This window comes from Cytobacillus sp. NJ13, assembly GCA_030348385.1.
Classification (GTDB): domain Bacteria; phylum Bacillota; class Bacilli; order Bacillales; family Cytobacillaceae; genus Cytobacillus.
Window position 1 is genome coordinate 1962374 of record JAUCFP010000006.1, and the last position, 24741, is coordinate 1987114.

General features: G+C 40.3%; 25 protein-coding genes, 1 tRNA gene and 1 riboswitch. Of the genes, 7 read left to right on the forward strand and 19 right to left on the reverse strand.

From position 1 onward, the window contains the following. The first annotated feature begins 72 nt into the window (after window positions 1–72). Window positions 73–1308, forward strand: coding sequence for an MFS transporter (locus QUF73_09515; protein MDM5226454.1), 1236 nt, complete (start codon window positions 73–75; stop codon window positions 1306–1308). 182 nt (window positions 1309–1490) lie between these two features. After that, window positions 1491–1811: a hypothetical protein gene (locus QUF73_09520; protein ID MDM5226455.1), complete on the forward strand. Its 321-nt coding sequence runs from the start codon at window positions 1491–1493 to the stop codon at window positions 1809–1811. 440 nt (window positions 1812–2251) lie between these two features. Here the strand turns inward: QUF73_09520 and QUF73_09525 are convergent, their stop codons facing one another. The 10 genes from QUF73_09525 to QUF73_09570 form a co-directional block, all read right to left on the reverse strand. Then, the gene (locus QUF73_09525) at window positions 2252–2554 is read right to left on the reverse strand and encodes a 4Fe-4S dicluster domain-containing protein (GenBank protein ID MDM5226456.1); all 303 of its coding nucleotides are present in this window, start codon (window positions 2552–2554) and stop codon (window positions 2252–2254) included. Next, window positions 2536–3831 (reverse strand): FAD-dependent oxidoreductase, encoded by a 1296-nt coding sequence (locus QUF73_09530; protein MDM5226457.1) that lies wholly within the window; start codon window positions 3829–3831, stop codon window positions 2536–2538. The genes QUF73_09525 and QUF73_09530 overlap by 19 nt, the downstream gene beginning before the upstream one ends. Next, window positions 3824–4849: an electron transfer flavoprotein subunit alpha/FixB family protein gene (locus QUF73_09535; GenBank protein ID MDM5226458.1), complete on the reverse strand. Its 1026-nt coding sequence runs from the start codon at window positions 4847–4849 to the stop codon at window positions 3824–3826. Before QUF73_09535 ends, QUF73_09530 begins: the two co-directional genes overlap by 8 nt. 24 nt (window positions 4850–4873) lie before the next feature. Then, entirely contained in the window at window positions 4874–5692 is an 819-nt protein-coding gene (locus QUF73_09540; protein MDM5226459.1) for an electron transfer flavoprotein subunit beta/FixA family protein, read from the reverse strand. 254 nt (window positions 5693–5946) lie between these two features. Further along, window positions 5947–6180: an aspartyl-phosphate phosphatase Spo0E family protein gene (locus QUF73_09545; protein MDM5226460.1), complete on the reverse strand. Its 234-nt coding sequence runs from the start codon at window positions 6178–6180 to the stop codon at window positions 5947–5949. A gap of 299 nt (window positions 6181–6479) precedes the next feature. Beyond that, on the reverse strand, window positions 6480–7022 hold the full coding sequence (locus QUF73_09550; GenBank protein ID MDM5226461.1) for a cupin domain-containing protein: 543 nt from the start codon (window positions 7020–7022) through the stop codon (window positions 6480–6482). Between the two features lie 53 nt (window positions 7023–7075). Further along, on the reverse strand, window positions 7076–7711 hold the full coding sequence (locus QUF73_09555; protein ID MDM5226462.1) for a methylthioribulose 1-phosphate dehydratase: 636 nt from the start codon (window positions 7709–7711) through the stop codon (window positions 7076–7078). Next, the gene (locus QUF73_09560) at window positions 7708–8370 is read right to left on the reverse strand and encodes a 2-hydroxy-3-keto-5-methylthiopentenyl-1-phosphate phosphatase (protein MDM5226463.1); all 663 of its coding nucleotides are present in this window, start codon (window positions 8368–8370) and stop codon (window positions 7708–7710) included. Before QUF73_09560 ends, QUF73_09555 begins: the two co-directional genes overlap by 4 nt. Continuing rightward, complete coding sequence (locus tag QUF73_09565) at window positions 8363–9595, reverse strand: 2,3-diketo-5-methylthiopentyl-1-phosphate enolase (protein ID MDM5226464.1); 1233 nt, start codon at window positions 9593–9595, stop codon at window positions 8363–8365. Before QUF73_09565 ends, QUF73_09560 begins: the two co-directional genes overlap by 8 nt. An 86-nt stretch (window positions 9596–9681) precedes the next feature. Continuing rightward, a riboswitch (SAM riboswitch) is annotated at window positions 9682–9785 on the reverse strand. A gap of 91 nt (window positions 9786–9876) precedes the next feature. Beyond that, a complete protein-coding gene (locus QUF73_09570) occupies window positions 9877–11049 on the reverse strand; it encodes a pyridoxal phosphate-dependent aminotransferase (GenBank protein MDM5226465.1) in 1173 nt (390 codons plus the stop codon). A 143-nt stretch (window positions 11050–11192) separates the two neighbouring features. Between QUF73_09570 and QUF73_09575 the strand changes: the two genes are divergently transcribed. Beyond that, complete coding sequence (locus QUF73_09575) at window positions 11193–11978, forward strand: carbon-nitrogen family hydrolase (GenBank protein MDM5226466.1); 786 nt, start codon at window positions 11193–11195, stop codon at window positions 11976–11978. 35 nt (window positions 11979–12013) lie between these two features. On the opposite strand, the gene QUF73_09580 is transcribed toward QUF73_09575, so the two are convergent. The 4 genes from QUF73_09580 to QUF73_09595 form a co-directional block, all read right to left on the reverse strand. Next, entirely contained in the window at window positions 12014–12595 is a 582-nt protein-coding gene (locus QUF73_09580; protein MDM5226467.1) for a metalloregulator ArsR/SmtB family transcription factor, read from the reverse strand. A 121-nt stretch (window positions 12596–12716) separates the two neighbouring features. After that, the gene (locus tag QUF73_09585; protein MDM5226468.1) at window positions 12717–13217 is read right to left on the reverse strand and encodes a methylated-DNA--[protein]-cysteine S-methyltransferase; all 501 of its coding nucleotides are present in this window, start codon (window positions 13215–13217) and stop codon (window positions 12717–12719) included. Further along, entirely contained in the window at window positions 13214–15049 is a 1836-nt protein-coding gene (locus QUF73_09590; GenBank protein MDM5226469.1) for a PAS domain S-box protein, read from the reverse strand. Before QUF73_09590 ends, QUF73_09585 begins: the two co-directional genes overlap by 4 nt. Before the next feature lie 165 nt (window positions 15050–15214). Continuing rightward, entirely contained in the window at window positions 15215–17017 is a 1803-nt protein-coding gene (locus QUF73_09595; protein ID MDM5226470.1) for a methyl-accepting chemotaxis protein, read from the reverse strand. A 509-nt stretch (window positions 17018–17526) separates the two neighbouring features. Here QUF73_09595 and QUF73_09600 point away from each other — a divergent pair. Beyond that, window positions 17527–18567 (forward strand): acyltransferase family protein, encoded by a 1041-nt coding sequence (locus tag QUF73_09600; GenBank protein ID MDM5226471.1) that lies wholly within the window; start codon window positions 17527–17529, stop codon window positions 18565–18567. A gap of 145 nt (window positions 18568–18712) precedes the next feature. Beyond that, window positions 18713–18786: transfer RNA gene (locus QUF73_09605), tRNA-Arg, on the forward strand. A 77-nt stretch (window positions 18787–18863) separates the two neighbouring features. On the opposite strand, the gene QUF73_09610 is transcribed toward QUF73_09605, so the two are convergent. From QUF73_09610 to QUF73_09620, 3 genes are all read right to left on the reverse strand, one after another. Beyond that, window positions 18864–19583 carry a lactate utilization protein C gene (locus QUF73_09610; protein ID MDM5226472.1) on the reverse strand — a complete coding sequence of 240 codons (720 nt, stop codon included), beginning with the start codon at window positions 19581–19583 and terminating at the stop codon, window positions 18864–18866. Continuing rightward, a complete protein-coding gene (locus tag QUF73_09615) occupies window positions 19580–21010 on the reverse strand; it encodes a LutB/LldF family L-lactate oxidation iron-sulfur protein (GenBank protein ID MDM5226473.1) in 1431 nt (476 codons plus the stop codon). Before QUF73_09615 ends, QUF73_09610 begins: the two co-directional genes overlap by 4 nt. A 136-nt stretch (window positions 21011–21146) precedes the next feature. Next, window positions 21147–21863 carry a (Fe-S)-binding protein gene (locus QUF73_09620; protein MDM5226474.1) on the reverse strand — a complete coding sequence of 239 codons (717 nt, stop codon included), beginning with the start codon at window positions 21861–21863 and terminating at the stop codon, window positions 21147–21149. A 204-nt stretch (window positions 21864–22067) separates the two neighbouring features. Here QUF73_09620 and QUF73_09625 point away from each other — a divergent pair, with 204 nt between their 5' ends. Then, on the forward strand, window positions 22068–23816 hold the full coding sequence (locus QUF73_09625; GenBank protein MDM5226475.1) for a B12-binding domain-containing radical SAM protein: 1749 nt from the start codon (window positions 22068–22070) through the stop codon (window positions 23814–23816). 26 nt (window positions 23817–23842) lie between these two features. On the opposite strand, the gene QUF73_09630 is transcribed toward QUF73_09625, so the two are convergent. Next, the gene (locus QUF73_09630) at window positions 23843–23998 is read right to left on the reverse strand and encodes a hypothetical protein (protein ID MDM5226476.1); all 156 of its coding nucleotides are present in this window, start codon (window positions 23996–23998) and stop codon (window positions 23843–23845) included. Beyond that, the gene (locus QUF73_09635; GenBank protein MDM5226477.1) at window positions 23998–24159 is read right to left on the reverse strand and encodes a hypothetical protein; all 162 of its coding nucleotides are present in this window, start codon (window positions 24157–24159) and stop codon (window positions 23998–24000) included. Before QUF73_09635 ends, QUF73_09630 begins: the two co-directional genes overlap by 1 nt. A 158-nt stretch (window positions 24160–24317) precedes the next feature. Between QUF73_09635 and QUF73_09640 the strand changes: the two genes are divergently transcribed. Next, the gene (locus tag QUF73_09640; protein ID MDM5226478.1) at window positions 24318–24668 is read left to right on the forward strand and encodes a DUF3905 domain-containing protein; all 351 of its coding nucleotides are present in this window, start codon (window positions 24318–24320) and stop codon (window positions 24666–24668) included. The last annotated feature ends 73 nt before the right edge of the window (window positions 24669–24741 follow it).

Genomic DNA, 24741 nt, shown 5'->3' on the forward strand with positions numbered 1-24741 from the left:
TTTGAAAGGCTTATGAATAAGTTAAACTATATTTAGCTTTACGAAATGTTAAGGAAAAAAGGAGACTATACCATGAGTACTACCGCTGCTTCAGTCAGTCCAAGATATGAGCCTCAGCAGAAAACGGCCTATCGGATCTTATTCATTATTGGCCTTTGCCACCTATTAAATGACTCTATTCAATCTGTTATTCCAGCCATGTTTCCCATTTTAGAAAAATCTATGGGGCTTTCATACTCACAGCTTGGGATGATTGCCTTTTCACTTAATATCGTGTCATCAATCATGCAGCCGGCTGTTGGAATGGCCACTGATAAAAAGCCGTTCCCTTTCGCCTTGCCAATCGGCCTGACTTCCACTTTATTTGGCATATTAGGATTGGCATTTGCCCCGGATTATAAATGGATTATTATATCGGTATTATTCATTGGTCTCGGTTCAGCTGTGTTCCACCCGGAAGGATCCAGGGTTGCTTATATGGCAGCTGGCCAGCGCAGGGGTCTGGCTCAATCTATCTATCAAGTCGGCGGAAACACAGGACAGGCACTTGCTCCTATCATTACCGCGCTCATTCTTGTTCCGCTCGGTCAAATGGGAGCTGCCTGGTTTACTGCAGTTGCTGCTATTGCAGTCGGACTGCTGATCTATATAGCATTGTGGTATACTGGACGCCTTCAGGAGGAACTGATTGCCGGCAGAGCTAAAAAACACTCTGGTGTCCATAGAAATAAAAAGATATCAAAAAAAGTATGGAGTGCACTGATCCTGGTTCTCTTTTTGATATTTGCCCGTTCATGGTATATATCTGGGATGACAAATTTCTATGCCTTTTATGCGATAGAAAAATACTCTTTCTCCATTAGTCAGGCACAGCTCTATTTATTTGCATTTTTAGTATCAGGTGCATTGGGCACATTTTTTGGCGGGCCGCTTGCAGATCGCTTTGGAAAGAAAAGGATTATTTTTCTGTCCATGATCCTGACTGTTCCGCTTTCCATCCTGATTCCTTTCGTTCCATCTCCTATCGCATTTGTAATGCTGGTGGCAAGCGGATTCATACTGATGTCAAGCTTTTCTGTGACGGTAGTATACGCCCAGGAATTAGTTCCCGGAAAAATCGGCACTATGGCGGGACTAACAGTGGGGCTGGCTTTTGGTATGGGGGCAATAGGCTCAATTGCTCTGGGCTATATAGCTGACACTGTTGGTCTGGTAAATATGATTATATTAACCGGCTTTCTTCCCGTACTGGGGCTGCTGACATTATTGCTCCCGCCGGATGTAACTGTTTCAGAATGGAATAAATAAATGAAAGGGAGGGGGCAACCCTCCTTCTTAAAAAAGAATTTAGATTCTTTTTTTTAAAAAAGTTTTCTAAAAATTTTAACAATTATGTGCAATCTTCTCCTTTTTTGCCATATAATAAAGGTAAGATATTAGCTCTCTTTGGCGCAGCTAAATACCCTGTAAAATGTTAGGAGGGATTAAATATGCACCTGCCAAACTACTTTGATTTTTATCAAAAATGCCTTATTCCAGCAAATGCAGCTGAGCCATTCCTTACGGCTGGGCACACCCATTGGCTAATTGCTCTGGAAGGACAGCTTAAAGAACAGGAAAAAGAATTTTACGTCTGGAAAGTAACCCTATATCCATCCAATTCAGAAGGAAGTTTTTCATGGAATAAGGCGCTTTATTCTTCAGCTCTGTACGAATGCATCCATAAAGCTTTTGAACATGCTAAAGAGCTTGAAGCCAATGTAAAAGACTCCCAGTTCAATTTTTTAAAGAGACAAGAGAGAATCAGCTAACCTCAAAATTTATTCCCCTTTGCGCTACTCTTTTTTTACCCTCGAATGTGAAATAACATACATATAGGTAATTACTACTTTTAATCGAAATCCCCCAAAAAATATATTATTAATTCATAATAAAAAAAGAGCCTAGACTTCTCTAAGCTCTCCAGATTATAGGGGGTCAACTATAATAGTCCGACCACATTTAGTTTAACAAATCCTCCATATAAAATTAAGATACTAAAGTACTATTACTTAAAAGCTTTAACGCGGTATTATAATAAAATCAAAATAACATGTATGCTGCAGGATTAATAGTTTTGATATAGGTTGTTAACAGTTTGTTAATATTTCTTATCTATAATATAAATGTACCGAAAGATAAAACCTTTTTCATTACCCCCCTTTTCAAACCGGCCAAATGTGGCCGGTTTTTGTATGAAATAGGGGTTAAACTATGCAAGCCTGAATACTATTCCATGACCGCCTTTTGGGTATTCCCATTTAATATTCTGATATGGGCAGCCAATCCTGCAGCTGCCGCACTCATGGCATCCTTCATAACCCACCTGCATTCTCAATCCTTCCCACTTGTACACCTCAGCCGGACAGAAAATAGTGCATATTTTATCGGGGCATTTTGTCATGCAGATATCATGATCCAATACGGTAAGATGTGATTTTGTGTCTGCCTTAAAACGAACTAAATATTGCTTTTCTTCGATCGTTTTCGTTGACATTATTTCACCGCCTTCCATGCCCTGTACATGTCTTGAAGCACACGAATGGTCCCGCGCTCACTGGTGAAGCTCTTCATAATTTCCTTTTGCTTATCTTTCTTAGGAGTTCCATCAACTGTAAAGAATTTGCTCGCTGCCCTGTTCAGCATTGGAACATATTCCTTAAAATACTGCGGGTAGTGTTCAAACGTGTGAGTTGCATCTTTATATTTTTCCAGGTCTTTAATAATAAAGCTTTGATACAGTGTTTCCCTGTACTGATTCAAGCTTGTTTCGCTGAAATCACCCCGTTTTTTGGCATCAATGATGGTTTCTGCAGCCATCGTTCCGGAAGCCATTGCCATATTGGAGCCTTCGCGATGTATGGCATTAACAAGCTGTGCAGCATCACCTGCAAGAAGGACACCATCCCCGGCCACTTTAGGCACTGAATGGTAGCCTCCTTCAGGAATCAAGTGAGCCAGATACTCAGCAGATTCTCCCCCTTCTATTAAAGGTCTTACCATAGGGTGTGTTTTTAAATAATCCAGCAGGTCATAAGGCTTAAGCTTCGCCTTAATCATGCTTGACAGCGTGGTTCCCACACCAATATTAATACTCTCTTTATTGGTGTAAATAAAGGCAGTTCCCAGATTGCCTTTCGTGGAGTCCCCGAATATTTCAATCGTACAGCCTTGGTTGTCTTCCAGGTTAAAGCGGTCATTAATTTTGTCTTTTGAAAGATTAATAACTTCCATTACCGTCAGTGCCACTTCATCAGGGCGAAATTCTTTATGGTAGCCCAGCTGTTTTGCCAGCAGTGAATTTACACCATCTGCCAAAACCACTACATCTGCATATACCTCTCCATCCGGCCGGTCAGTTCTTACACCAACCACCTTTCCATTCTCAGTCAGACACTCAAGCACGACTGTTTCATTTATTAAAAGTACTCCCTGTTCAATCCCTTTTTTTGCAAACCATTGGTCAAATGGCGCCCGGAGTACTGTAAAATTATTATATGGTTCCTTCCCCCACTCAAGACCTTTATAGCCAAAACTCACTGTCGATTCTTTATCCATCATCCAAAACCGCTGCTCTATGACAGGCCGCTCAAGCGGTGCTTCTTTCCAAAACTCCGGAATGATTTCCTCCATTTGCTTACGGTATAAAACTCCGCCCATTACATTTTTGCTGCCTGGATATTCTCCTCTTTCAATTTGCAGGACTTTTAGACCGTTTTTGGCGCATATGTAAGCACAGGAAGTTCCTGCAGGCCCTGCACCCACCACGATGACATCAAACTTTTCAGACATAACTCATTTCACCCCCTCTTTCCCTTGCTTCCTTTAACTCTTTAATTAGCTTCGGCACAATTTCAAGTGCATCACCCACGATTCCGTAAGTTGCTACATCAAATATAGGTGCGTCCGGATCTTTGTTAATCGCAATAATGAACTCTGAATTCTTCATGCCTACGACATGCTGAATTGCACCTGAAATCCCAATAGCAAAATAGACCTTTGGTGTAATGGTTTCCCCGGTCTGCCCTACCTGCTGTTCATGCGGCAGCCATCCTGCCTCCACTACATCCCTTGTACCGCCTACGGTTGCTCCAATTGCGTCAGCCAGCTCATGGATCAGCTGGAAATTTTGAGCATCACCCATCCCTTTTCCGCCTGCAACGACAACATGAGCGTCTGCTAAATTCACTTTTTTTGTGACATCTTTCACAATTTTAATCACCTTAGTGCGCATGTCATCTTCACTTAGGGCAATCGCTTCTTCTATAACCTCTCCCTGCCTATCATGATCTGGCTCCAGGGCTTTCATAACCTTAGGACGGACAGTAGCCATCTGCGGCCGGTGCTTTTTACAAAGGATGGTGGCCATTATATTTCCCCCGAACGCCGGGCGGCTTGCTTCAAGAAGCCTCTTATCCACTTCGACATCCAGCATGGTTGTATCCGCAGTCAATCCAGTGCTAAGATCTGTAGCAACAGCACTGGCCAAATCTTTACCATTGGAAGTAGCCCCATAGAGAAATATTTCAGGTTTATATTTTTCTGCAAGATTAATAACTGCCTTCATATATGATTCTGTGCGATAATCTTTCATTACTTCATGATCTATGACATATACCTGATCAGCTCCATAAGCGATTACCTCCTGGCTTAAAGACATTATTTCATACCCAAGCAGCACACCGGAAAGAGGCACATCCAGCTTATCTGCCAGCTTTCTGCCTGCACCGAGCAATTCAAGGGAAACTCCTTCGATTTTCCCATCATTTTGTTCTATGAACACCCACACTCCCCGGTTCTCATCCATCATGTAAATCCCCCCTAATTATTTCTGTTATCGGCTTACAAACAGCTCTTTCTTATCATTAAGAAGCTCCATCAGCTGCTTAACCTGTTCGTCCGCATTCCCTTCAAGCCTCTTTCCGCCTTCCGGCTTGGGAGGGGTAAACATTTTTCCCACTATCGTAGGAGACCCTTTCAATCCGAGCTGTGTACGATCTACTTCCTCGAGATCATTTACAGACCAGATAACCGGCTCATACCTGGCAGCTTTTATCATGTTAGGCATAGGGGAGTATTCTATGCTATTAATCTCTTTTTCAACGGTCAGCAGGCAAGGGACTTGAGCTTTTATTAATTCATATCCGTCCGTAATTTTCCTTTTGATCAGGATCGATTTTTCACTTTCATTAAGTTCGGATACCTCTATAACATTTGTAACAGGCGGAATATCCAGCCTTCTTGCTATTCCTGGTCCCACCTGGCCGGTATCTCCATCAATGGCATGTTTTCCGCATATGATTAAATCCACAGGCATATCCTTTGAAATACGTTCTAATGCCTTAGACAGGGCATAGCTTGTTGCCAATGTATCTGCGCCGGCAAATGCACGGTCAGAGATTAAAAAACCGCGGTCTGCTCCAATTTCGATACTTTTCTTAATCACAGCAACAGCCTGTGGAGGTCCCATGGATAAGACAGAAATGGTGCCTTTTCCTATGGACTTTGTTATTTTCACAGCTTCCTGTACTGCATGGGCGTCATAAGGATTTAAAATGGCAGGAGCACTGCGCCGGTCAAGAGTATTGGTTTTGGGATTAATTTTAATGATTTTTGTATCAGGGACTTGCTTGACACACACAACTATGTGCATTTTTTACTTTCCCTCCTCTTAACTTAAAGCTTGTATAAGTATTGCTCGCTTTAAGAGATATAAAAAAAGCTTTGTATTACGATATATGATTCTCGATACAGGCATAGTACTGCAATAAGGAATTAAAAAGAAATGTGCAGCTCAATATCTTGAAAAGAGGGGGCAGGCTTCCCAATTGCAAAAAAAGGACCCCTAACGGATCCTTTTTTTGCTTCTTTATTATATGCTCAATATATATGCTCGGCTTTTTAATATTATACAACTGCTCTCTTCCATGTGAGAATCATTTCCCGGAAGGAAATTCTCATTCTTTTCTTTTGTTCCTTCTCTCTTTTAATGACGCATTGATATTCAAAAATTAATTGGTCAAGTTCCTGGCTGCAGCGCACAGTTTCCTGGCTCGCCATTCCATTTTTCTTGGCCGTTTCTATCATTTTTTCCCTTTTTTGCTGAATTTCAGTCAGCAGCTGTATTCTTTTATAGCGCAACGTTCTTCCTCCTACTCCTATCCTTTTAATCCGATATAAATGTGTCTACTTGAAGCATTATTACAAGAATTTCTATAAATGTAAATAGATTCGCAATATTAGACAATCTTTTTCCAAACTTATTATTATCGACATCAATTTCAATTCCCCCTCATGAGGTTTCGACACATTCTGCTAAATTAAACATGCGACATGAACGGGATTTGATAAAAAATTTGCAAGACGAAAACATGTAAAAAATATCCAATTGTTATAGTGAGAAAATAAAAACCCAATGCCGGGGGCAATGGGTCATCGAATTATTGATGGACTTCCTTTTTTTCATAAATTGGCACCCATCCTTCTGCGGTAACAAAAATCCGGATGGCTACTACTTTTCTATCCTCCTGAAGAGTAAAATAATGACGGATGTTTTCAGGTACAGATATTAAATCGCCAGGATTCAGGAATACTTCAAAGAATTCTCCAGCTTTTCCTTGTATAATAAAAACTCCATGGCCGCTGACAATAAATCTCACCTCATCATCTGTATGATGATGTTCCTGCTGGAAATTCTGAAGAAGCTGCTCCAAATTCGGCGTATTCTCTGAAAGGGAAATTACATCCTGTGCTCTATATCCTCTTCTTTCTGAAATATCCTTAATTTCTTCAGCAAATGCAGCCAGAATTTCTTGTTTTTCATCATCGGAAAGTAAATATTTTTCCTTCAGACTTTCAGGCAATTTATCAATTGCCCATTGCTCATAGATAACCTCCTGCTTTTCGAGAAAGGCAGCAACCTCTTCCTGATTCCTAATTTCTTTTTTTGAATTTTTCAATACGATATATGCCAAACCAATCATTCCTTTCTATTAAAATCTTTCTCTCGCATTGTTTAATAACAGCAGCTAATATATTAGACTACTTTAAATAGCTGATTTCTCTTATGTTCCAGAAGCCTTAGCTGATAACGGAACAGAAACTCTGAAGCCTCAAGGATTTTTTTAGCCTCAAAGGAGGTTTTGCCCCATACTGTAATTCCATGATTTCTTATTAAAACAGCACCTGCATCTTCATGTATATGGGAAGAAAAACACTTAGCCAGCGTGGGAATATGTGCATGATTCGGAATAATCGGAATCTCAAGAACAGCATCTTCCTCCCATTTATCAAATGCTTTAATCAGCTCTTGCCCTTTAAATGTTACTGCCTCCTGATCACCATAAATTTCTGAGATGACATTATTATCTATTGTATGTACATGAAGACTGCATTCAGCTTTTGTTCTTCTATATATCTCAGTATGCAGAAGTGTTTCAGCGGATGGCTTTAGATGTGTTTCCCCTGCCGGGTGTCCAAATTCATCAACAAGAAGAAAATCTTCATCAGTGCGTTTCCTTTTATCCTTTCCGCTTGCTGTTACGAGGAATTGAAGGGGACTTCCGCTGACCTTAATGGCCAGATTTCCGCTCGTTCCCATAAACCAGTCCCTTTCTGCGAGCTCATCCTTAATATCTGCAAGCTCATTCCATTTTTCCTCAAGTCTGCTCATACCCTCACCTCATTTAATCTTTTTAAAAGCTCAATGCAATCATAGAACGATTCAAAGGCACAATGATTCAGGTTCATCTCTTTGCTTTTCTCCAGGAGCAGGTCTCTTGCTATGACAAAGTCTGCCTGCTTTGCAGCCTCCAGATCAGTTACTGAATCTCCGATCACCACTTTAAAGGTGTCCTCACCCTCTAGTTTCCTCATAATGGAAGGCTTGCAGCAGCCGCAATCATTATTGCAATTCTCATCGCAGCTATGGGGCCATAAGATTTTAATTGTATCACCGCTAAAATCAGAACTATTGCAGAACACCGCTTCAAAGGGTCCATACTTATCCAGTACAGGAGCCACAAAAAAATCTATTCCTCCGCTGACTATATAAAGCGGTATTTTTTCTTTTGCCAGATAATCGATAAATGGCTGAAATCCCTCTCTTACTCTCGCATTTTCCAAGATGAAATCGGTGATATTATCTTTCAGACTGCTTGGGAGAAGGGAAAACATCTTTCCTACTCCTTCTTGAATGGAAATTTCCTGTCCCAGAACTTGATTTTTTATCCCTTCCCATTGGGAAGGAGCAAAGTGCTTCATGATATGAATGATGTTATCATTTTCGGTAATAGTTCCATCAAAATCACAAAAAACCGCTATTTTAGCCATTCTTTACAGCCACCTCTTTGTACCCCCACAGATCAATCGCTTTTTTTAATTCAGGGAAGTTTGATGGAGCATCTGTCAAAGAAGCCCCCTTTAAAATTAAATCAATTGCCTGGCGGAATGCCAGACCGCCTCCTCTTGCCCCATCCGGATGCCCATGTACGCCACCTCCGGCATTGATTACACTGTCTATTCCGAAGTCTTCGAAAAGCAGAGGCACAAGACCCGGATGGATGCCGGCTGATGGAACCGGAAAGGTTCTTTTGCAGAAATCATTCTTAGTCAGGGCATCCCCAATTGATAATGCCTGAGTTTTTTCAAGTGCAACCGATCCATAAGGGGAAGGGAATAGAGACAAGTCTGCACCTGCATACCTGAGGAGTTTGCCTAAAAGCAAAGGATAGGAAATCCCGTAAACACTTGAAGCAGAAAGAGCTCCACTAACTGCAGGATGTGCCATGATAGGCAGTCCAATCTCATCATCTTCTCTTAATGACTGCAAAACATCGAGCCCATAAGAGAATACATTGAACAGAAGAAGATCTGCACCAAGTCTGGATGCCTTCCTTGCCTTATCTTTTAATTCAAAAGACCTGCCTGTTAAATTTACAGCATATAGGGTACGGTGGCCTGTTTCCTCATAAACCTGCCTTAGCACTTCTTTGCCTTCGGTTATCCGGGCTTCAAAAGGTGTAAATCGGTTTTCAAATAGAATTTCATCATCTTTTACAAGGTCGATGCCCCCAAGAGCCTGTTCCTTCAGCTGCGAAGTTAAAAAATCCATGTCTTTGCCGAGCACCCCTTTGAAGATGCTCATCAGAAGGGGTCTGTCATATACATTCAGTTTTCCCCTCAGTCCGTCAATCCCGAATCGAGGCCCGGGGAAAAAGCTTTTAAGTTCATTGGAAAACTGTAAATCCAACAATTTAATCTTTCCGTCCAATGACAGTTTTCCAAAGACTGTTGTTAATATTGCCGGTAAATCCGGACTGAAATTAACAGTGGGATAAGCAATCTTAATGACTGCAGCTGTTTCCTTCCTTTCTTCATCTTTAATAAGGTCTTCAACAGAAATGACCCTGCCTTTATGCTTTTCCAGCTGCTGTTTTTCAAGTTCGGGCAAATGGGTCCATGACCCGACCGTTAAGCCTAAAGCGATCTCATCAGCCTTTTTCTCCGGGTTATGTTTTTCATCATGAATCAGATACGTTGCAATAATTTCACTCATGTATATTCTTCCTTTCAAAAATCCAAGAATGAGAACAATAAAAAACCTCTTCAAATAAGAAGAGGTTAGCATAGCAATCTAACATCTTCTTATCTTTCAGCTATAAGCTGCAAGATTTAGCACCGTGCTCAGGTATAAGTCGGTTGCCGGGCTTCATAGGGCTAGTCCCTCCGCCTGCTCTTGATAAGAAAACGAAATGAGTATTCAGTTAATTTAGAATTAAAATTTAATTAGAATTATGACAGTGCTTCATGTTTTTGTCAATTGAATTATGAAAAAAATTAAAATAAATTTAATTTTTGTATTCGGGCCACCGCTTCTTTAAGTCTACCCTCAGATGTCAGCAAACCAGCTCTTACGTACCCTTCTCCAAAATCACCAAATCCGATGCCAGGTGCAACAGCAATATGCGCTTTGTCCAAGAGATAGTCAGCAAATTCTTCCGAGGTAAATTGTTCAGGGACCTTGAGCCATGCAAAAAAGGAGCCTTTAGGTGCTTTTACATCCCAGCCAATTTCCCTGAGGCCAGAGATGAATGTATTCCGTCTGGATTCGTATATGGAATTCAACTCATTAACACAATCCTGGGGTCCTGTCAGAGCAGCTGCTGCAGCTTCCTGAACAGCACCAAACAAGCTGACGTATAGATGATCCTGCATAAGATTCAGTGCTGCGATGACACTTGCATTTCCAGCTGCAAATCCAACTCTCCAGCCTGCCATATTAAAGGTCTTTGAAAGAGTATAAATTTCAATTCCGACTTCTTTTGCCCCTTCTGCCTGAAGAAAACTTTCAGGCTTTTTGTCGTCAAAACCAATACCGCCATATGCAAAATCATGGACGATGCAAATGCCATGACTTCGGCTCAAATCAACTGTTTCCTGAAAAAAATCCTTGTTTGCCACTGCTCCAGTCGGATTATTTGGATAATTAAGGAACATCAATTTGGCTGAATTAAGCTGATCTGCTGACAATTCACTGTATACGGGCAAAAAGTTATATTCTTCTTTTAGAGGCATTGTCACCATTTTTGCTTTGGCAAGTACAACACCTGACCAATAATCAGGATATCCCGGGTCCGGAACCAATATGCTGTCCCCAGGGTTTAAAAGGCATTGAGGGATTTCAACCAGGCCGGCTTTACCACCAAAAAGGATGGCTATTTCGGTTTCGGGATCCAATTCAACATTAAATTCCCTTTTATAAAAGTCAGCAGCAGCCTTTTTTAAAAACGGGAAGCCCTGGAAAGGAGAATATTTATGGTTTTGCGGATTTTCGGCCGCACTTTGAAGACTCTTGACAATATGCTCGGGGGTAGGCAGATCAGGATTTCCCTGTCCAAGATTGATGACATCATAACCTTGTTCGAGTTTTTTTCCCACTTTAGCTGTCAAAGATGCAAAAAACTGTTTAGGCAGACTTTTTAAAAGATCTGATTGCGGATAATTTACCAAATTGTTCACCTGCTTAAAAAAAAGATTGAAAATATAGTCACAAATGATATAACGTAAATGGTAAGTTGTAAAGTAAAATTTTGAAAATTTCCATCTATCGGACTAATTTTACCATAAGAATAAGATGATTGCGGGGGAGTTTTATGAAATTAAAGATTGCCTGTTTACAAATGGATATTGCATTTGGAAAACCTGAGGAGAATTTTAAAACAGCCGAAACCATGATTAAAAAGGCGCTTAAGGCTAATCCGGATGTTATTGTGCTGCCGGAACTTTGGACGACAGGCTATGATTTGACCAGATTGGGTGAACTTGCAGACCAGGATGCCGGGTCAGCACTAGTTTTTTTAAAAGAGGCCGCACAGAACAATCAGGTTCATCTGATAGGCGGATCTGTTGCAAAGAAAACATCCGAAGGCATTTACAATACTCTGCTGATTGTAGATAACAATGGTAACTTCATACATGAATACAGCAAGCTGCACTTATTCAAGCTTATGAATGAACATCTCTATCTGAAAGGAGGGACAACTAAGGGAGTATTTTCTCTGGAAGATAGGAAGTTTGCAGGGATGATTTGTTATGATATCCGTTTTCCTGAGTGGGTGCGGACCCATACAGCGGAAGGTGCAGAAGCTTTATTTGTAGTAGCTGAATGGCCATTGGCCCGGCTGGCACATTGGCGGGCGCTTTTGATTGCACGTGCCATTGAAAACCAGTGCTATGTAGTTGCATGCAACCGCTCTGGCTCTGATCCTGACAATGTCTTTGCAGGCCATTCGATGATTATAGATCCCTGGGGAGAAGTACTTGCTGAAGGTTCTGAAACTGAAGAAATCCTGCATGCTGAGATAGACCTGGATAAAGTGAAAGATGTCCGCAGCATGATTCCGATTTTCACTGACCGCAAACCGGATTTTTACCGCTAATAGCATACAGAGCCCTGACTAGGGCCCTGTCTTCTTTACCCTTCTATTTTCGCCCACATTTCTGGAGGATTTAATTCATAAATGCCATTTTCCCTGTACATATAATGATTAATTATAAATTCTCTGCGTATCGTAGCATAGTCTTCATGATACTGTTTAATATATTCGTTGAGCTCTTTTTCTTCATATTTTTTTCCCATTTTCAACCCTTTGATTAGATGCTCAAAAACCATGAGTTTCTTCTTTCTCTGTGCAGGTATATTCTTCAGTTTTCCATCTCTTGTGAAGAAATTTTCAATAACCTTCTGGCCTTCTAAATTTTGTTCTTCCATTTTCTTAACCTCCTCTTTATCTGCCAATTTCGCAAGAACACCTGACTGATGTTTCAGTACGGATTCATTTAAATAGAAATAAACAGTATTTTTATCTCTTCTCTGATAAACGAGGTTTATTTCCCTCAGTTTATTTAAATGATGGGTAATAGTTGGCGGGGTTAAGCCAAGCTTCCCCGCTATCGCCTGTCCATGCAAAGGCCCTTTGGCAAGAAGAAAAACAATCCTGATTCTGGTTGGGTCTCCCATTGTCTTATAAAAAGCTACTAAACGATTTAATTGCATAATTGCAGCCCCTCATTTCGATTATCATCTAATTAGATGATAATCGAATTATAATCATCCAGTCAACTATATATATAATATCCCCATAAAAAAATCACCATAGAGGTGATTTAAGATAGAGCTATTTAATATAATTAGCCCCCTCGAGGGATAGCAGTACTTCTTTAATTTCAGTTCGGGTTCCTGCATACCCGGTTAATGATTTATTTTTTCCGATTACCCGATGGCACGGAATAATGATCGGAAGGCGATTGGCCTTGTTTGCCTGACCAATGGCCCGCACTGCTTTTTCTTTCCCTATTTTGACAGCAATGTCCTGATAGCTTCTTGTCTCACCAAATGGGATTAGGCAAAGCTCTTTCCAGACTGCTTTTTGAAATTCAGTGCCATGAGGTTCTATAGGGATGTCGAACTCTTTCCTTTGCCCGCCAAAGTATTCCTCAAGCTGGATTGTACACTTTTTGATTAAAGAGTCGGAGGGATCAAATTGCAATGATAAAACTTCTTCCCCTTCGAGAAAATCTTCTTCCCCCATGTATAAAGCCGAAAGGATCCCATTTTCAATGACAATGTAAATGTCTCCTGCCGGTGTGTTTTTTTTAGAATAAACTCTTACTGTCATTGCATTCCCGCCTTTAAAATATGGGGCAAATAGATATGGAATACAGTTCCTTCCCCCAATTTGCTTTCCACTTCAATTGTTCCCTTATGTTCTTCAATAATTTTATATGTAACCATTAAGCCAAGTCCAGTGCCTCTTTCCTTTGTAGTATAGAAAGGTTCACCAAGCTTTTTTATTTTATGCGCGGGAATTCCTGTTCCTTCGTCCCTAATGGATATGTGAACTTTTTGATCAAACCCTTTCTGAATGGATACAGTAATATATCCACCCTTAGGCATGACTTCAATCGCATTTTTTATAATATTGATAAAGACTTTTTTCATTTGATTGGATTCACAGAAAACATTGGGCACGTTCTTGGCATAATAAGTCCTGAATTGAACATTATGCAGCACAGCCTGAGCAGTAAGGAGATCGACTGTTTCCTTCATGATTTGAGATATGTCTTTTTCCACAAACTTGACAGCTTGAGGCTTAGCGAGTATGAGAAATTCATTAATAATTGAATCAATCCTGCTAAGCTCCGTGGTAATCACATTGAAATACATAGTATGATCTTCCTTCACGCTGCCCTCCAGCAGCTGTATAAAGCCTTTAAGAGCTGTCATTGGGTTTCTGATCTCGTGGGCAATTCCTGCTGCCAATTCTCCAATGACATTTAAAGTGTCTGATTTCCGAAGCTGTTCTTCCATTTCCAGCTTCTCAGTAATGTCTTTAAATGTTGTCATACTGATATTAGAAAAAATATTCAGCTTGTTGGAAAACTCAAAAAATTTCTTTCTGCCTGATTTCAGAGTAATGGAAAGGTTACCGTCTGATTGCCCAGCAGAGTGTATGTTTTTTATCTGCTCCTTTAATTCATCATCGCTTATATTACAGTCATTCAAAATACTATACAGCGATAGACCGATAAGCTCCTCTTTTGTCATCTGAAGCATTCTCTGACCTGATTGATTAATATCGACTATTTCAAACTGATCGTTCCAGAGAAGCATACCTTCAAGGGCACCTTCAAATATCAAGCGGAATTTTTGTTCGCTCTCCCTCAAGCTTTTTTCCATAGCGTGACGCTCACTGACATTTCTGAAGATAGTCATATGGTAGCCTTCAACGGAGTTCAATTTCACAGTAAACTCCAAAGATTTGAACTGGCCATTTGGCATAAGAAAAACAAGCTCATCCCGTATGCTTCCCTTAACGAACATCTCTTTAACAATGCTTCTGTATCTTTCCGATTTTTCATATACAAAATCTTTTATCTTTTTTTTGAGAAGCTCATCATGAGTACATTCAAAAATTCGGCAAGCAGCTTCATTCGCATCGATGATTTCTCCATTCCCACGCCAAAAAATGATTCCATCCAGGGCTTCGATAAATAGGTCAGCATACAAATCTTCATTCTTTTTCACTTTCCGTTCGAGGAGACGCTTACTTGTTACATCTCTTAATATGCACATATAAAGACCGCCTTCATTAAGGATGCTGGTAGTAAAATCAAACTCTATTATCGTTCTGCCGTTATATATTGGCAGAATGCCCCTGACACTTTCCTTCCTCTTCAACAGTTCCCTTTGCTTTTCAAGCTTGAAATGCCTATTTTTGGGCACGATGTCAGACAGGTTCCTGCCAATAAGGTGCTGTTTATCCATCATTAAGCTTTCAGCAAACGAAGGATTGACATCAACAATTCTCTCCTGGCTATCAAAAATTAAAATTCCATCTTTTGAGCGTGAGAATATATTATATTTAGATGAATTATCATTGGACAAACTATTATTTTCCTTTTCCAAAGTCTCAATCCTGGCATAGAGTCTCCTGATTTCCTGATTCATAATGACCACTCTATTTCCTCCTATTGGGATATGCAATTAATTAAATATTTCTACAAAATCAGACTAAAACCTTTAAATCTCTGAGAAAACTGTCCTATTAATTTTTCATATCAAAGGGTTCTGGGGAAAAGAATAGGCATACCCTGTCAAGAGTATGCCTTGATTTTACAATTTGAATTTTGCAATCATCTCATTTAATTGTTCTGCCAATTCCGACAAGGATTGCGCATTGTCTGAGATTTCCTCCATTGAATGATTAGTCTGAGCCATTGATGCACTCGTTTGTTCGATGCCTGCAGCAGATTCCTCGGATACTGCGGCAATACTGCCAATGGACTGGTTCATATGGGAAGAATTTATGGAAACCTGTTCGAGGCTTCGGGATATGTCACTGACATTAGTTGACATTGAGTTAACTGCCTCGTAAATTTTCTGGAATGTTTGTCCCGTCAATTGAATTTGCTCAGTTCCTTTTTCAACTTGAACATAGCCTGTTTGAAGTGACGTGGCCACACTGTTTGACTCTGCTTGAATGCCCCCGACAATCTTAGTGATATCTGAAACCGAGAATGATACCTGCTCAGCCAGTTTCCTCACTTCATCTGCCACTACTGCAAAACCTCTTCCATGCTCACCGGCTCTGGCTGCTTCAATTGCTGCATTTAATGCCAGCAGGTTGGTCTGGTCTGCAATTTCTTTTATTACCTTAACTAATCTGGAGATTTGCTTTGTCTGATCATCGAGTCCATTTACCTTGTCCACAGATGACTTCATTATTTGGTTAATTAATCCCATTTGTTCCTGGGATTCCTTCATTAGCTTGTTTCCATTCTCAGTAAGCGATAGCACCTCTGTGGAAGCACTCTTTATTTCATTACCGCTGTATGAAGCTTCTTTCACTTTTTCCAGGTACTCGTCCATCATTAAAGATAAACGTGTTGCAGAGCCCGCCTGATCCTCAGCTCCTCCGGATAGTTCCTGCATGGTTGAAGCAACCTGCTGACTGGCTGCTTTCACTTCATTTGCAGCAATATTCAGTTCTCCGCTTCTTTCAGTCACATACCCAGAAACCGCATTAATTTCCTGAATCATGGTCTGCAGTTTTATTTTCATGGAATTCATGGCTCTGCTAAGCTGTGCTACTTCATCATCACCTTCATATTCCACTGAATCTGCATTGAGGTTTCCTCCTGCAATATCATCTGAGAATTGGACAATGGCAGTTAGTTTTTTAGAAATAATACGTCCTATAAAAAGGATACTCGCGATTCCCAGGATAGCAGAAATGATGATGGAAATGCCAAGCACTATTAAAGTAAGGATAAGACCAGATTTAGCAGAAGTCACAGCCTTTTGCTGATCCTCTTTCATCATACTGCTGAGGGTATTTAATTTATCGACCGTTTCAGAAATGAGATTATCTGCCTGCAATTTTCCCAGCCTATATTCTCTTGCATGCTGCAGTTTCACTTCTGGCTCGATGACATCATGAAATAAACTGGTGATTTTTTGATCATTTTCATCAATTTGCCTAAAAAGGGCTTTTAATTTTGAATCGCTTAGCTCTGGAGAAATTTCCTCTTTCAATTTATTAAAATCCTCTGTCAGCTCATCAAATGTTTTTAAATGTTTGGGATTGGAGTCAATGATAAAGTTTCCTATCGTGCTCCCTTTATGATGAAAAGTGGCCGCTGATTCAGTAATCTTAATGGCTTTTTCCCCAGAATCCTTAACAATCTCCAGTTTTGAATTGGCAATTGTCAGCAATAAGAAAGTAAGAACAGTGGAAACCGTGAATAGCCCAATGGTCACAAAAAGCGCAACCCCGTATTTCTGGCCAATCTTCAGGTTCTTCCACCATTTCGTGCTGGCCATTTTATTTAAATACTTGGCTATGCTAAGCTTTTTTGACTTCGACGATTCTTTTCTTTCCTTCTTGCCCGGTATAAATTTTCTTACCCCTTTCAACCTTACTTCCCCCTTTATGATTTAACTGGATGCGAACAATTGAACTAGTATATATCTAATTCTTTTTTACTATTCTTTCAATTCATTATAATAGAACAAAAAAGACATTTGAAGATTATTTTTCCAATTTTTCATTTTAATACAGCCTTCCCTGTACTTTTCCCCTTTAAAATTTTCTCTTTATAAACCTGATTGCTTCATGTATTCATCAGCTATGACATACTAATCGAACTACTCCCTTTTATCTGAGACAAAAATGAATTTCTATAAATGAAATTTGAAACAGATTTACATTACATCATTCAAGCCATATAATATATGAGCTAATAAGCAAATATTTTTTGTATAACAGGAACCTCAAAGTAGTATGACAGCAATTTCAGAGTTCAAACTTTTTACATTTTCTGTAAATTAAACCTTCTATTTACACGAGAAAAGAAGTTTGCTTCATGTTAAAGTGGGTAAAGAAAGAAAGAGTATTTATGGGGGTCTTTAATAGAGGAGGACTTATGAAACAACGTGACTTTTACTTCGACAACACGAAGTTTATCTTAATCTTCTTTGTCGTTTTCGGACATTTACTCCGCTCTTTTATTGAAGATAATGAAACAATCTATACTTTATATAAGGTAATCTACACGTTCCATATGCCAGCATTTATACTGGTATCAGGTTTTTTTGCAAAAGGCTTTTATAAAAAAGGCTATATAAAGAAAATTGCCAAAAAGCTCATACTGCCATATATTATTTTTCAGGTTATTTATTCGATTTTCTATTATTTTTTATATAACAAAGGCACCTTTGAGTTGGATCCTTTTAATCCGCATTGGTCTTTATGGTTCCTGATCAGCATGTTCTCCTGGAATATCATGCTTTTATTCTTTGCAAAGTATAAAGCTGTTTATTCCCTGGCAGCTGCTTTTATCATTGGGCTTGCTGTCGGATATGCCGATTGGATTTCAAACTATTTAAGTTTATCCAGAACATTTGTGTTCTTTCCTTTATTCCTATTGGGATATTATTTAAAGAAGGAGCATTTTTATGCGCTATTCCAGCCAAAGTTCAGAATTAGTGCATTAGCTATTTTTGCTGTAGTCTTTATAGGCTTTTATCTATACCCTGAAGTGGATTATAAGTGGCTGCTTGGCTCAAAGCCATATACTGAAATGGGGACAGCTTCGATTGGGGCAGTCTTTGCGAGATTGAGCTTTTATGTCCTAAGTTTAATTATGGTATTTAGCTTCTTTGCTTTTGTGCCCCGCAAACAATATTTCTTTACTGATTTAGGAAAAAATACACTTTATGTCTATCTGCTTCACGGATTCTTTGTACGAGTATTCAGGGAAAGTGATGTACAGGGCTTTTTCAGCAAACCGGAAAACTTCCTGCTGCTTGCCGGAATATCGCTGCTGCTGACTTTGCTTCTCTCAAGCAAACTGATTACTTCATTTGCGCAGCCTATTATAGAACTGAAAACATCACAGCTAAAGAAGCTAAAAGATAGATCAAAGGCATATGCCAGATTTTATCGTAAAAAACTTACAAGTTAGTACAGAAACCGGTCATGTATTACTGGCCGGTTTTTACTTTAGGCATAACCATTGACCAATTTTGATTATGGGATTATAATAAGTAACTGTGTTATATTATTTTGTCCAGTAGCTCAGCTAAGCGTAAATATAATTATACCAATATGTCCCAGTAGCTCAGCTGGATAGAGCGACAGCCTCCTAAGCTGTAGGTCGTGAGTTCGAATCTCGCCTGGGACGCTTTCAGAAAAAACGCCAACAAAAGTTTGGCGTTTTTTCTCGTCCTTATAAAAACCGGATGCCAGGTGCCTCACGCATTATAAATCTTCAATAACAATATACGCAGCTTTAACAGGCCCATGTACACCAACAACGAGGTTCATCTCAATATCAGCAGAGTTGCTTGGTCCAGTAATGAAATTAATGCAGGAAGGTGCCTGCTGCCCTGAGTTTAGCCTTTCCCTAATGATCCTTGCTGCCTGTGTCATGCGCGGGACCAGGGTGCTTTTCGGAATAAGGATGATCGACGCAGCAGGGAGAAAGCTGACTGTCCGCCCGTGATCCTTGCTGCTGAACAAGACTGCTGTGCCTGATTCAGCCAGGGTTATTTCACTGACCGTGATGCCGATATTAGCATGTTCTGCGTATTCTATATTTCTTCCTTCTTCAGAATAATCCCATTCATATACATCCACTTTCTCTTTTGGCCAAATTTCCTTAAATAGCGGTGTAAGCCCAAACTGTCTATAGCGGTCATCCTTCCAGGTCACAACTGGCCCCCCGCCATATTGGGCTACAATTTCTTTGAGAGTTTCAGTCAAATTGGCAGCACTGGTTACAACAAGGTCTGTGTGGATTTTCGTACACTGAGTCTTTAAAGCTTCAAGAAGCTCATCAGCATCTGCTTCTTTCAAGACTGCATCCTGCGGGTTAAAGCTCCATTCCGGTCTTTCGACTCCAGTAATTCTATTTTTCCTGCCCAATCTGCCTGCAATTTTATTTAAAAAAGCATCTCGATTCTGAATTGTTCCATTCACTGCTGTCCGCCTCCTTTTTGCCGGTTTTTGAACCAATCGCGAAATCTTTCTTTAGTAGGAGCTGGAAAATCCCTGATTTCTGTCCAGGCCTTTAATGGGCCTGGTCCCTTTGTAATTCTGCCGCCTGTGGTAAATGGATTCATGGCTGCCGGTGCCAGCTTTGACCCCAGCTTATAAAGGGACGGTGAAGCTGCCCCCAGCCCAAAAGCCTTCATGGTCATCTTTTCCGATACGGGAGCCCTTCCTTCTTTTTCGACAATTACCTGCCGATGTTTATGAAGAAGTTCATGAAGAGGGATTTTGACCGGACAGGCTTCCGTACATGCTCCGCAAAGTGTTGAAGCATAAGGCAATTCCTTATAATCATCATAGCCGCCTAAAAGGGGTGACAGGACCGCTCCAATCGGGCCTGAATAAATGGATCCGTAGGAATGACCGCCAACATGCCTGTATACGGGACAAACATTTACACATGCAGCACAGCGAATACATTGGAGAATGGAGTGAAACTCCCCTCCTAAAATCGAAGAGCGGCCATTGTCCACTACAACCAGGTGGAATTCTTCAGGACCATCGACATCGAGTTCTTCTTTTGGACCAGTCAGAACAGTAATATAGCTCGTAAGCTTTTGTCCAACAGCGCTCCTTGTCAGCATGCTGACAAGCACTTCCATTTCCTCATAAGTCGGAACCAGTCTTTCCATGCCCATTACCGTAATTTGCGTCTTAGGCAAGGCAGTGACAAGATCAGCATTGCCTTCATTAGTCACTAGAGTGATTGAACCGGTTTCCGCAACAGCGAAGTTGCAGCCCGTAATGCCAACATCTGCGGTTAAGTATTCGTGGCGCAGCATTTCTCTTGCATGCCATGCAAGTTCTTCCGGCTTTTCTGTGTTCTGATAGTTCAGTTTTTCTGCAAACACATCCCGAATCTGCTCTTTATTCTTATGAAGTGCAGGCGCCACTATATGTGAAGGGGGATCATGGTCGTCCACCTGAAGGATGTATTCCCCCAAATCAGTTTCAATGACCTGGCATCCGGCCTCTTCCAGTGAGGCATTTAAATGAATCTCTTCGGTTACCATCGATTTTGATTTAACTACTTTTCTTGCATTCTTCCTTTCAATTACTTCCCGTATATAGGCAGAGGCTTCTTCTGCAGTTTCAGCAAAAAAAACGTGCCCCCCCCTTTTAGCTACATTTTCGCTGAGCTGGTATAAGTAAAAATCCAGATTTTCAAGTACATGCTGGCGAATTTCTTCTGAAAGCGACCGCCATTCTTCCCAATTTCCAAGTTCTGCTGCAGCATCAAGCCTTCTTGTCTGAAGCCTTTCCTGAGCACCTGAAACTGCGCCTCTCATAAAGGAATTGCTTATTCCGGAATCTACACGATCCTTAAAGTCGTTCGTTCCTATTTTCATAGCCATTCTTATTCCCCCTCAAGAAGAGCGCAAGCACCTTACCATACCCCTGACACCCGAGGGGCAGGCTGCTTGCGCTAGACAATTATCAACGTTCAAAACTGTCTTTCCTGCTTTGCAGGAAAGCATGTCCATTAATTGCTTAGCGGCAATTTAACACTTCAGCAATATGCATAACCCTTATTGGTTTTCCCTGCCTTCCGATCCTGCCTCCAATATTCATCAGGCACCCTGCGTCCGCTCCAATGAGAAATTCTGCTTCAGTCTCCTCTATATGCCCAACCTTTTCATCTACCATTTGTTCAGATATTTGAGCCATTTTCACGGAGAAGGTACCGCCAAAACCGCAGCATTGCTCCTTGCCGGGAAGCTCTTCGAATTCCAGGCCCTCCACATTTTTTAATAATTTCATAGGTGCTTCTTTTACACCAAGAAGCCTGGTCATATGGCAGGATGTATGATAAGTGGCTTTTCCTTTTAACTTTGCCCCGACATCGTCCACGTTTAGTACTTCAACGATAAATTGAGTAAGTTCGTATGTTTTTTCTGCAAGCTTTTTTGCTCTGGGTTCCCACACAGAGTCACCTTTAAAAACATGCGGATACTCATGAAACATATAGGCGCAAGATCCAGAAGGGGAAACAACATATTCTGCATGCTCAAATGCTGTAATCATCCTTTTCATGGCTTCCTTTGATTCTTGCACATAGCCGCTGTTGTAGGCAGGCTGGCCGCAGCAGACCTGTGATTCCGGAAAATCTATTTCACATCCCAGGCGCTCAAGCAATTCAACAGCTGCTTTGCCTGTATTTCCCTGAAACATATCTACCAGACATGTTGCAAAAAGACTTACCTTCATTCGTTCCCTCTCCCAGCTAAATATTATATTTTTCTACTATCTTACTATAGTTTTAATGCAAATTGTTGAATTTTTATTAATATTATAATAATTAGTATAATTTATCTTCCTTAACATATGTCAATGTTTTACTTCCTTTTTTTCATTCAAAATTATGTTACAATTATATGATGTTTAAGTTGCTAAAAAGGGAGTCCAAAATAAATGAAAGTTATCGCCAGTACGCTTAATGCCAAATACATTCATACAAATATAGCGATCCGCTATCTAAAGGCATACGCACAGCCTGATTTCAATGTGGAATTAGCCGAATATACAATTAAAGATCCGGTAATGAATATCGTTACAGATCTGGTCCGCAAAAAACCTGATGTGATCGGATTCAGCTGTTATATATGGAATATCGAAGAAACCATTAAGGTCATTAAAATGATAAAAAAGATTGACCCTTCCATTCATATTGCAGTCGGAGGACCTGAAGTGACATATGATGTTGCGGATTGGATGAAAAATATAAAAGAATTTGATTACATTGTTATCGGGGAAGGTGAGGAAACGTTCAAACAGCTGCTGACAGAGCTGAATGGCACTATGAATATGGAAAATGTGCATGGTCTTGCTTTCAGGGAAAATGGCCAGGTTCGTATTAATCCGCAGCGGAATAAGCTGGATTTGCGCGAGCTGCCCTCACCATTCCGCTTTGAAGAAGACATTCCCCACCTTTCTAAACGCGTCACATATATAGAAACAAGCCGGGGATGCCCTTTCAGCTGCCAGTTTTGCCTTTCCTCTATTGAAGTAGGTGTGAGATACTTTGACAGGGAAAAAATTAAGGACGACATCCGATATCTAATGAAGAATGGTGCAAAAACCCTTAAATTTGTGGACCGTACATTCAACATAAGCCGCAGTTATGCTTTGGAAATGTTCCAATTTTTAATCGATGAACATCTGCCGGGGACTGTATTTCAATTTGAAATCACTGCAGATATCATGAGGCCGGAAGTAATTGAATTTCTAAACAAGGAAGCTCCGGCAGGATTATTCCGATTTGAAATTGGTGTACAATCGACTAACGACTATACAAATGAATTGGTCATGAGGAAGCAGAACTTTGACAAACTTTGCCGCACGGTCACAATGGTAAAGGATGGAGGAAAAATCGACCAGCATCTTGACTTAATTGCCGGACTGCCAGAGGAAGATTATGATTCATTCAAAAGAACATTCAATGATGTTTTTGCAATGCGGCCCGAAGAGCTCCAGCTCGGCTTCTTAAAAATGCTGAGAGGCACCGGGCTTCGCTTGAGAGCAGAAGATCATCAATATATTTATATGGACCATTCTCCATATGAAATACTTGGAAATAATGTTTTATCCTTTGATGACATCATTCGCATTAAACAAGTTGAAGATGTTTTAGAGAAATATTGGAATGATCATAGAATGGATGCGACCGTTGAATATTTGGTTACAAAAGTATTTCCGACTCCATTCGATTTCTTCCAGGAATTTGGAAGTTATTGGGAGCAAAAAGGATGGTCCAGAATTGGCCATCAGCTTGAAGATCTTTTCAAACGCCTTTTTGAATTCCTGCAATCAAAAGAAATTGCTGATTTAGATATAGCAGAAGGCCTTATGAAGTTTGACTATATTTCAAAACAAAAATACAAGCCTAGAAAACCCTGGTGGCAGCCAAGCTTTGAAAAATCTGAGAGATCAATGCTCTACCAGTCTCTGCTTGAAAATCCAATCCAGCTGGGAGAAGGTTTCTTAAGCCTTCAGCTGAATGAAAAAGAAATATACAAACATACCTTAAGTGAAAGATTATCATTTGATATTGACCAATATATTAAGGATGGAATAATTGAAAAGAGTGACACAGTTATGCTTGCCTATTTCGACTCAAGCACAGAAAAAGTTTCCATCTATACTGGCCCTATACATGATTGATAAAACCGGCAGGAATCTGCCGGTTTTTAGCATTTATCCCGATCTTTTTTTTTACCTTTATCGCGGTTCATATATGGAAGCTCATAAAGTTTTCCGGCATTTATATCACCAAACTCCATACCGAATTCAACATTTGCAGAACCATTTTGCCGGCCATTTTTTCGTGGTTTATTATGATCCACTAAGATCTTCCCTCACTCCCATGCTTGGAGTTGCGGTTAGCCATTTTCATGGGATTCTCTCCCTGGCTGAATTCTGCTGAAAACTCTGATTCCTGAAGGTTCTTCTTAGGCGTCTTGCTGTATTTTTCAACGGCATTATACTCAGCTTTTCGTTTGGCCATCCCAATCTCCTCCTGAAATATATTTTATAGTGCTAAATCCACTTTAAGGTTTAACACAGCTTTATTTTTAGTAAAAAACACGGTTTCATTCCTATCTGAGTCTTCCTTATTTTACAATCATAAATTTTACTGCGTTGCAAAAAATAGAGTAAAAAGGAATGAGCGATATGACTGAAAAAAATAACAAAAGCATTGGCATTGATGAAACACTTCCACATCAAATAGAAGCACCGAGCTTTAAAGACACAGGAATGAAACTTCAGCCTCCTTTCAAGAATTCTTTTGGCGTAACCATTGGGGACAGTTATTATTCTTCGGACAGTTCACCGCTGGAAAACTGGAGCGATGAAACAGATCCTGCAGTGATGGCAGGTGAGGATTGGATTCATCCAACAAATGACATCGGCTGGAATACTTCGGAAAACAAAGAACTCCTTGAAAGCAAAAAACCGCCTCAAGGCTACCCATTCATGCATCCTACTAAAGATGTCAGCCGCGGGACGGATTAATAAGAAAATCCCATGTGCATAGGCGGTGGGGACACGAAAAAAAGCAGTCCGGAATAATCTTCCGGGCTGCTTT

What these genes read in the sequence shown, in the direction of transcription:
- QUF73_09515 (MDM5226454.1), top strand. Translation starts at nt 73, where the DNA reads ATGAGTACTACCGCTGCTTCAGTCAGTCCAAGATATGAGCCTCAGCAG.
- QUF73_09520 (MDM5226455.1), top strand. Translation starts at nt 1,491, where the DNA reads ATGCACCTGCCAAACTACTTTGATTTTTATCAAAAATGCCTTATTCCA.
- QUF73_09525 (MDM5226456.1), bottom strand. Translation starts at nt 2,554, where the DNA reads ATGGAAGGCGGTGAAATAATGTCAACGAAAACGATCGAAGAAAAGCAA.
- QUF73_09530 (MDM5226457.1), bottom strand. Translation starts at nt 3,831, where the DNA reads ATGTCTGAAAAGTTTGATGTCATCGTGGTGGGTGCAGGGCCTGCAGGA.
- QUF73_09535 (MDM5226458.1), bottom strand. Translation starts at nt 4,849, where the DNA reads ATGATGGATGAGAACCGGGGAGTGTGGGTGTTCATAGAACAAAATGAT.
- QUF73_09540 (MDM5226459.1), bottom strand. Translation starts at nt 5,692, where the DNA reads ATGCACATAGTTGTGTGTGTCAAGCAAGTCCCTGATACAAAAATCATT.
- QUF73_09550 (MDM5226461.1), bottom strand. Translation starts at nt 7,022, where the DNA reads ATGATTGGTTTGGCATATATCGTATTGAAAAATTCAAAAAAAGAAATT.
- QUF73_09555 (MDM5226462.1), bottom strand. Translation starts at nt 7,711, where the DNA reads ATGAGCAGACTTGAGGAAAAATGGAATGAGCTTGCAGATATTAAGGAT.
- QUF73_09560 (MDM5226463.1), bottom strand. Translation starts at nt 8,370, where the DNA reads ATGGCTAAAATAGCGGTTTTTTGTGATTTTGATGGAACTATTACCGAA.
- QUF73_09565 (MDM5226464.1), bottom strand. Translation starts at nt 9,595, where the DNA reads ATGAGTGAAATTATTGCAACGTATCTGATTCATGATGAAAAACATAAC.
- QUF73_09575 (MDM5226466.1), top strand. Translation starts at nt 11,193, where the DNA reads ATGAAATTAAAGATTGCCTGTTTACAAATGGATATTGCATTTGGAAAA.
- QUF73_09580 (MDM5226467.1), bottom strand. Translation starts at nt 12,595, where the DNA reads ATGCAATTAAATCGTTTAGTAGCTTTTTATAAGACAATGGGAGACCCA.
- QUF73_09585 (MDM5226468.1), bottom strand. Translation starts at nt 13,217, where the DNA reads ATGACAGTAAGAGTTTATTCTAAAAAAAACACACCGGCAGGAGACATT.
- QUF73_09590 (MDM5226469.1), bottom strand. Translation starts at nt 15,049, where the DNA reads ATGAATCAGGAAATCAGGAGACTCTATGCCAGGATTGAGACTTTGGAA.
- QUF73_09600 (MDM5226471.1), top strand. Translation starts at nt 17,527, where the DNA reads ATGAAACAACGTGACTTTTACTTCGACAACACGAAGTTTATCTTAATC.
- QUF73_09615 (MDM5226473.1), bottom strand. Translation starts at nt 21,010, where the DNA reads ATGGCTATGAAAATAGGAACGAACGACTTTAAGGATCGTGTAGATTCC.
- QUF73_09620 (MDM5226474.1), bottom strand. Translation starts at nt 21,863, where the DNA reads ATGAAGGTAAGTCTTTTTGCAACATGTCTGGTAGATATGTTTCAGGGA.
- QUF73_09625 (MDM5226475.1), top strand. Translation starts at nt 22,068, where the DNA reads ATGAAAGTTATCGCCAGTACGCTTAATGCCAAATACATTCATACAAAT.
- QUF73_09635 (MDM5226477.1), bottom strand. Translation starts at nt 24,159, where the DNA reads ATGGCCAAACGAAAAGCTGAGTATAATGCCGTTGAAAAATACAGCAAG.
- QUF73_09640 (MDM5226478.1), top strand. Translation starts at nt 24,318, where the DNA reads ATGAGCGATATGACTGAAAAAAATAACAAAAGCATTGGCATTGATGAA.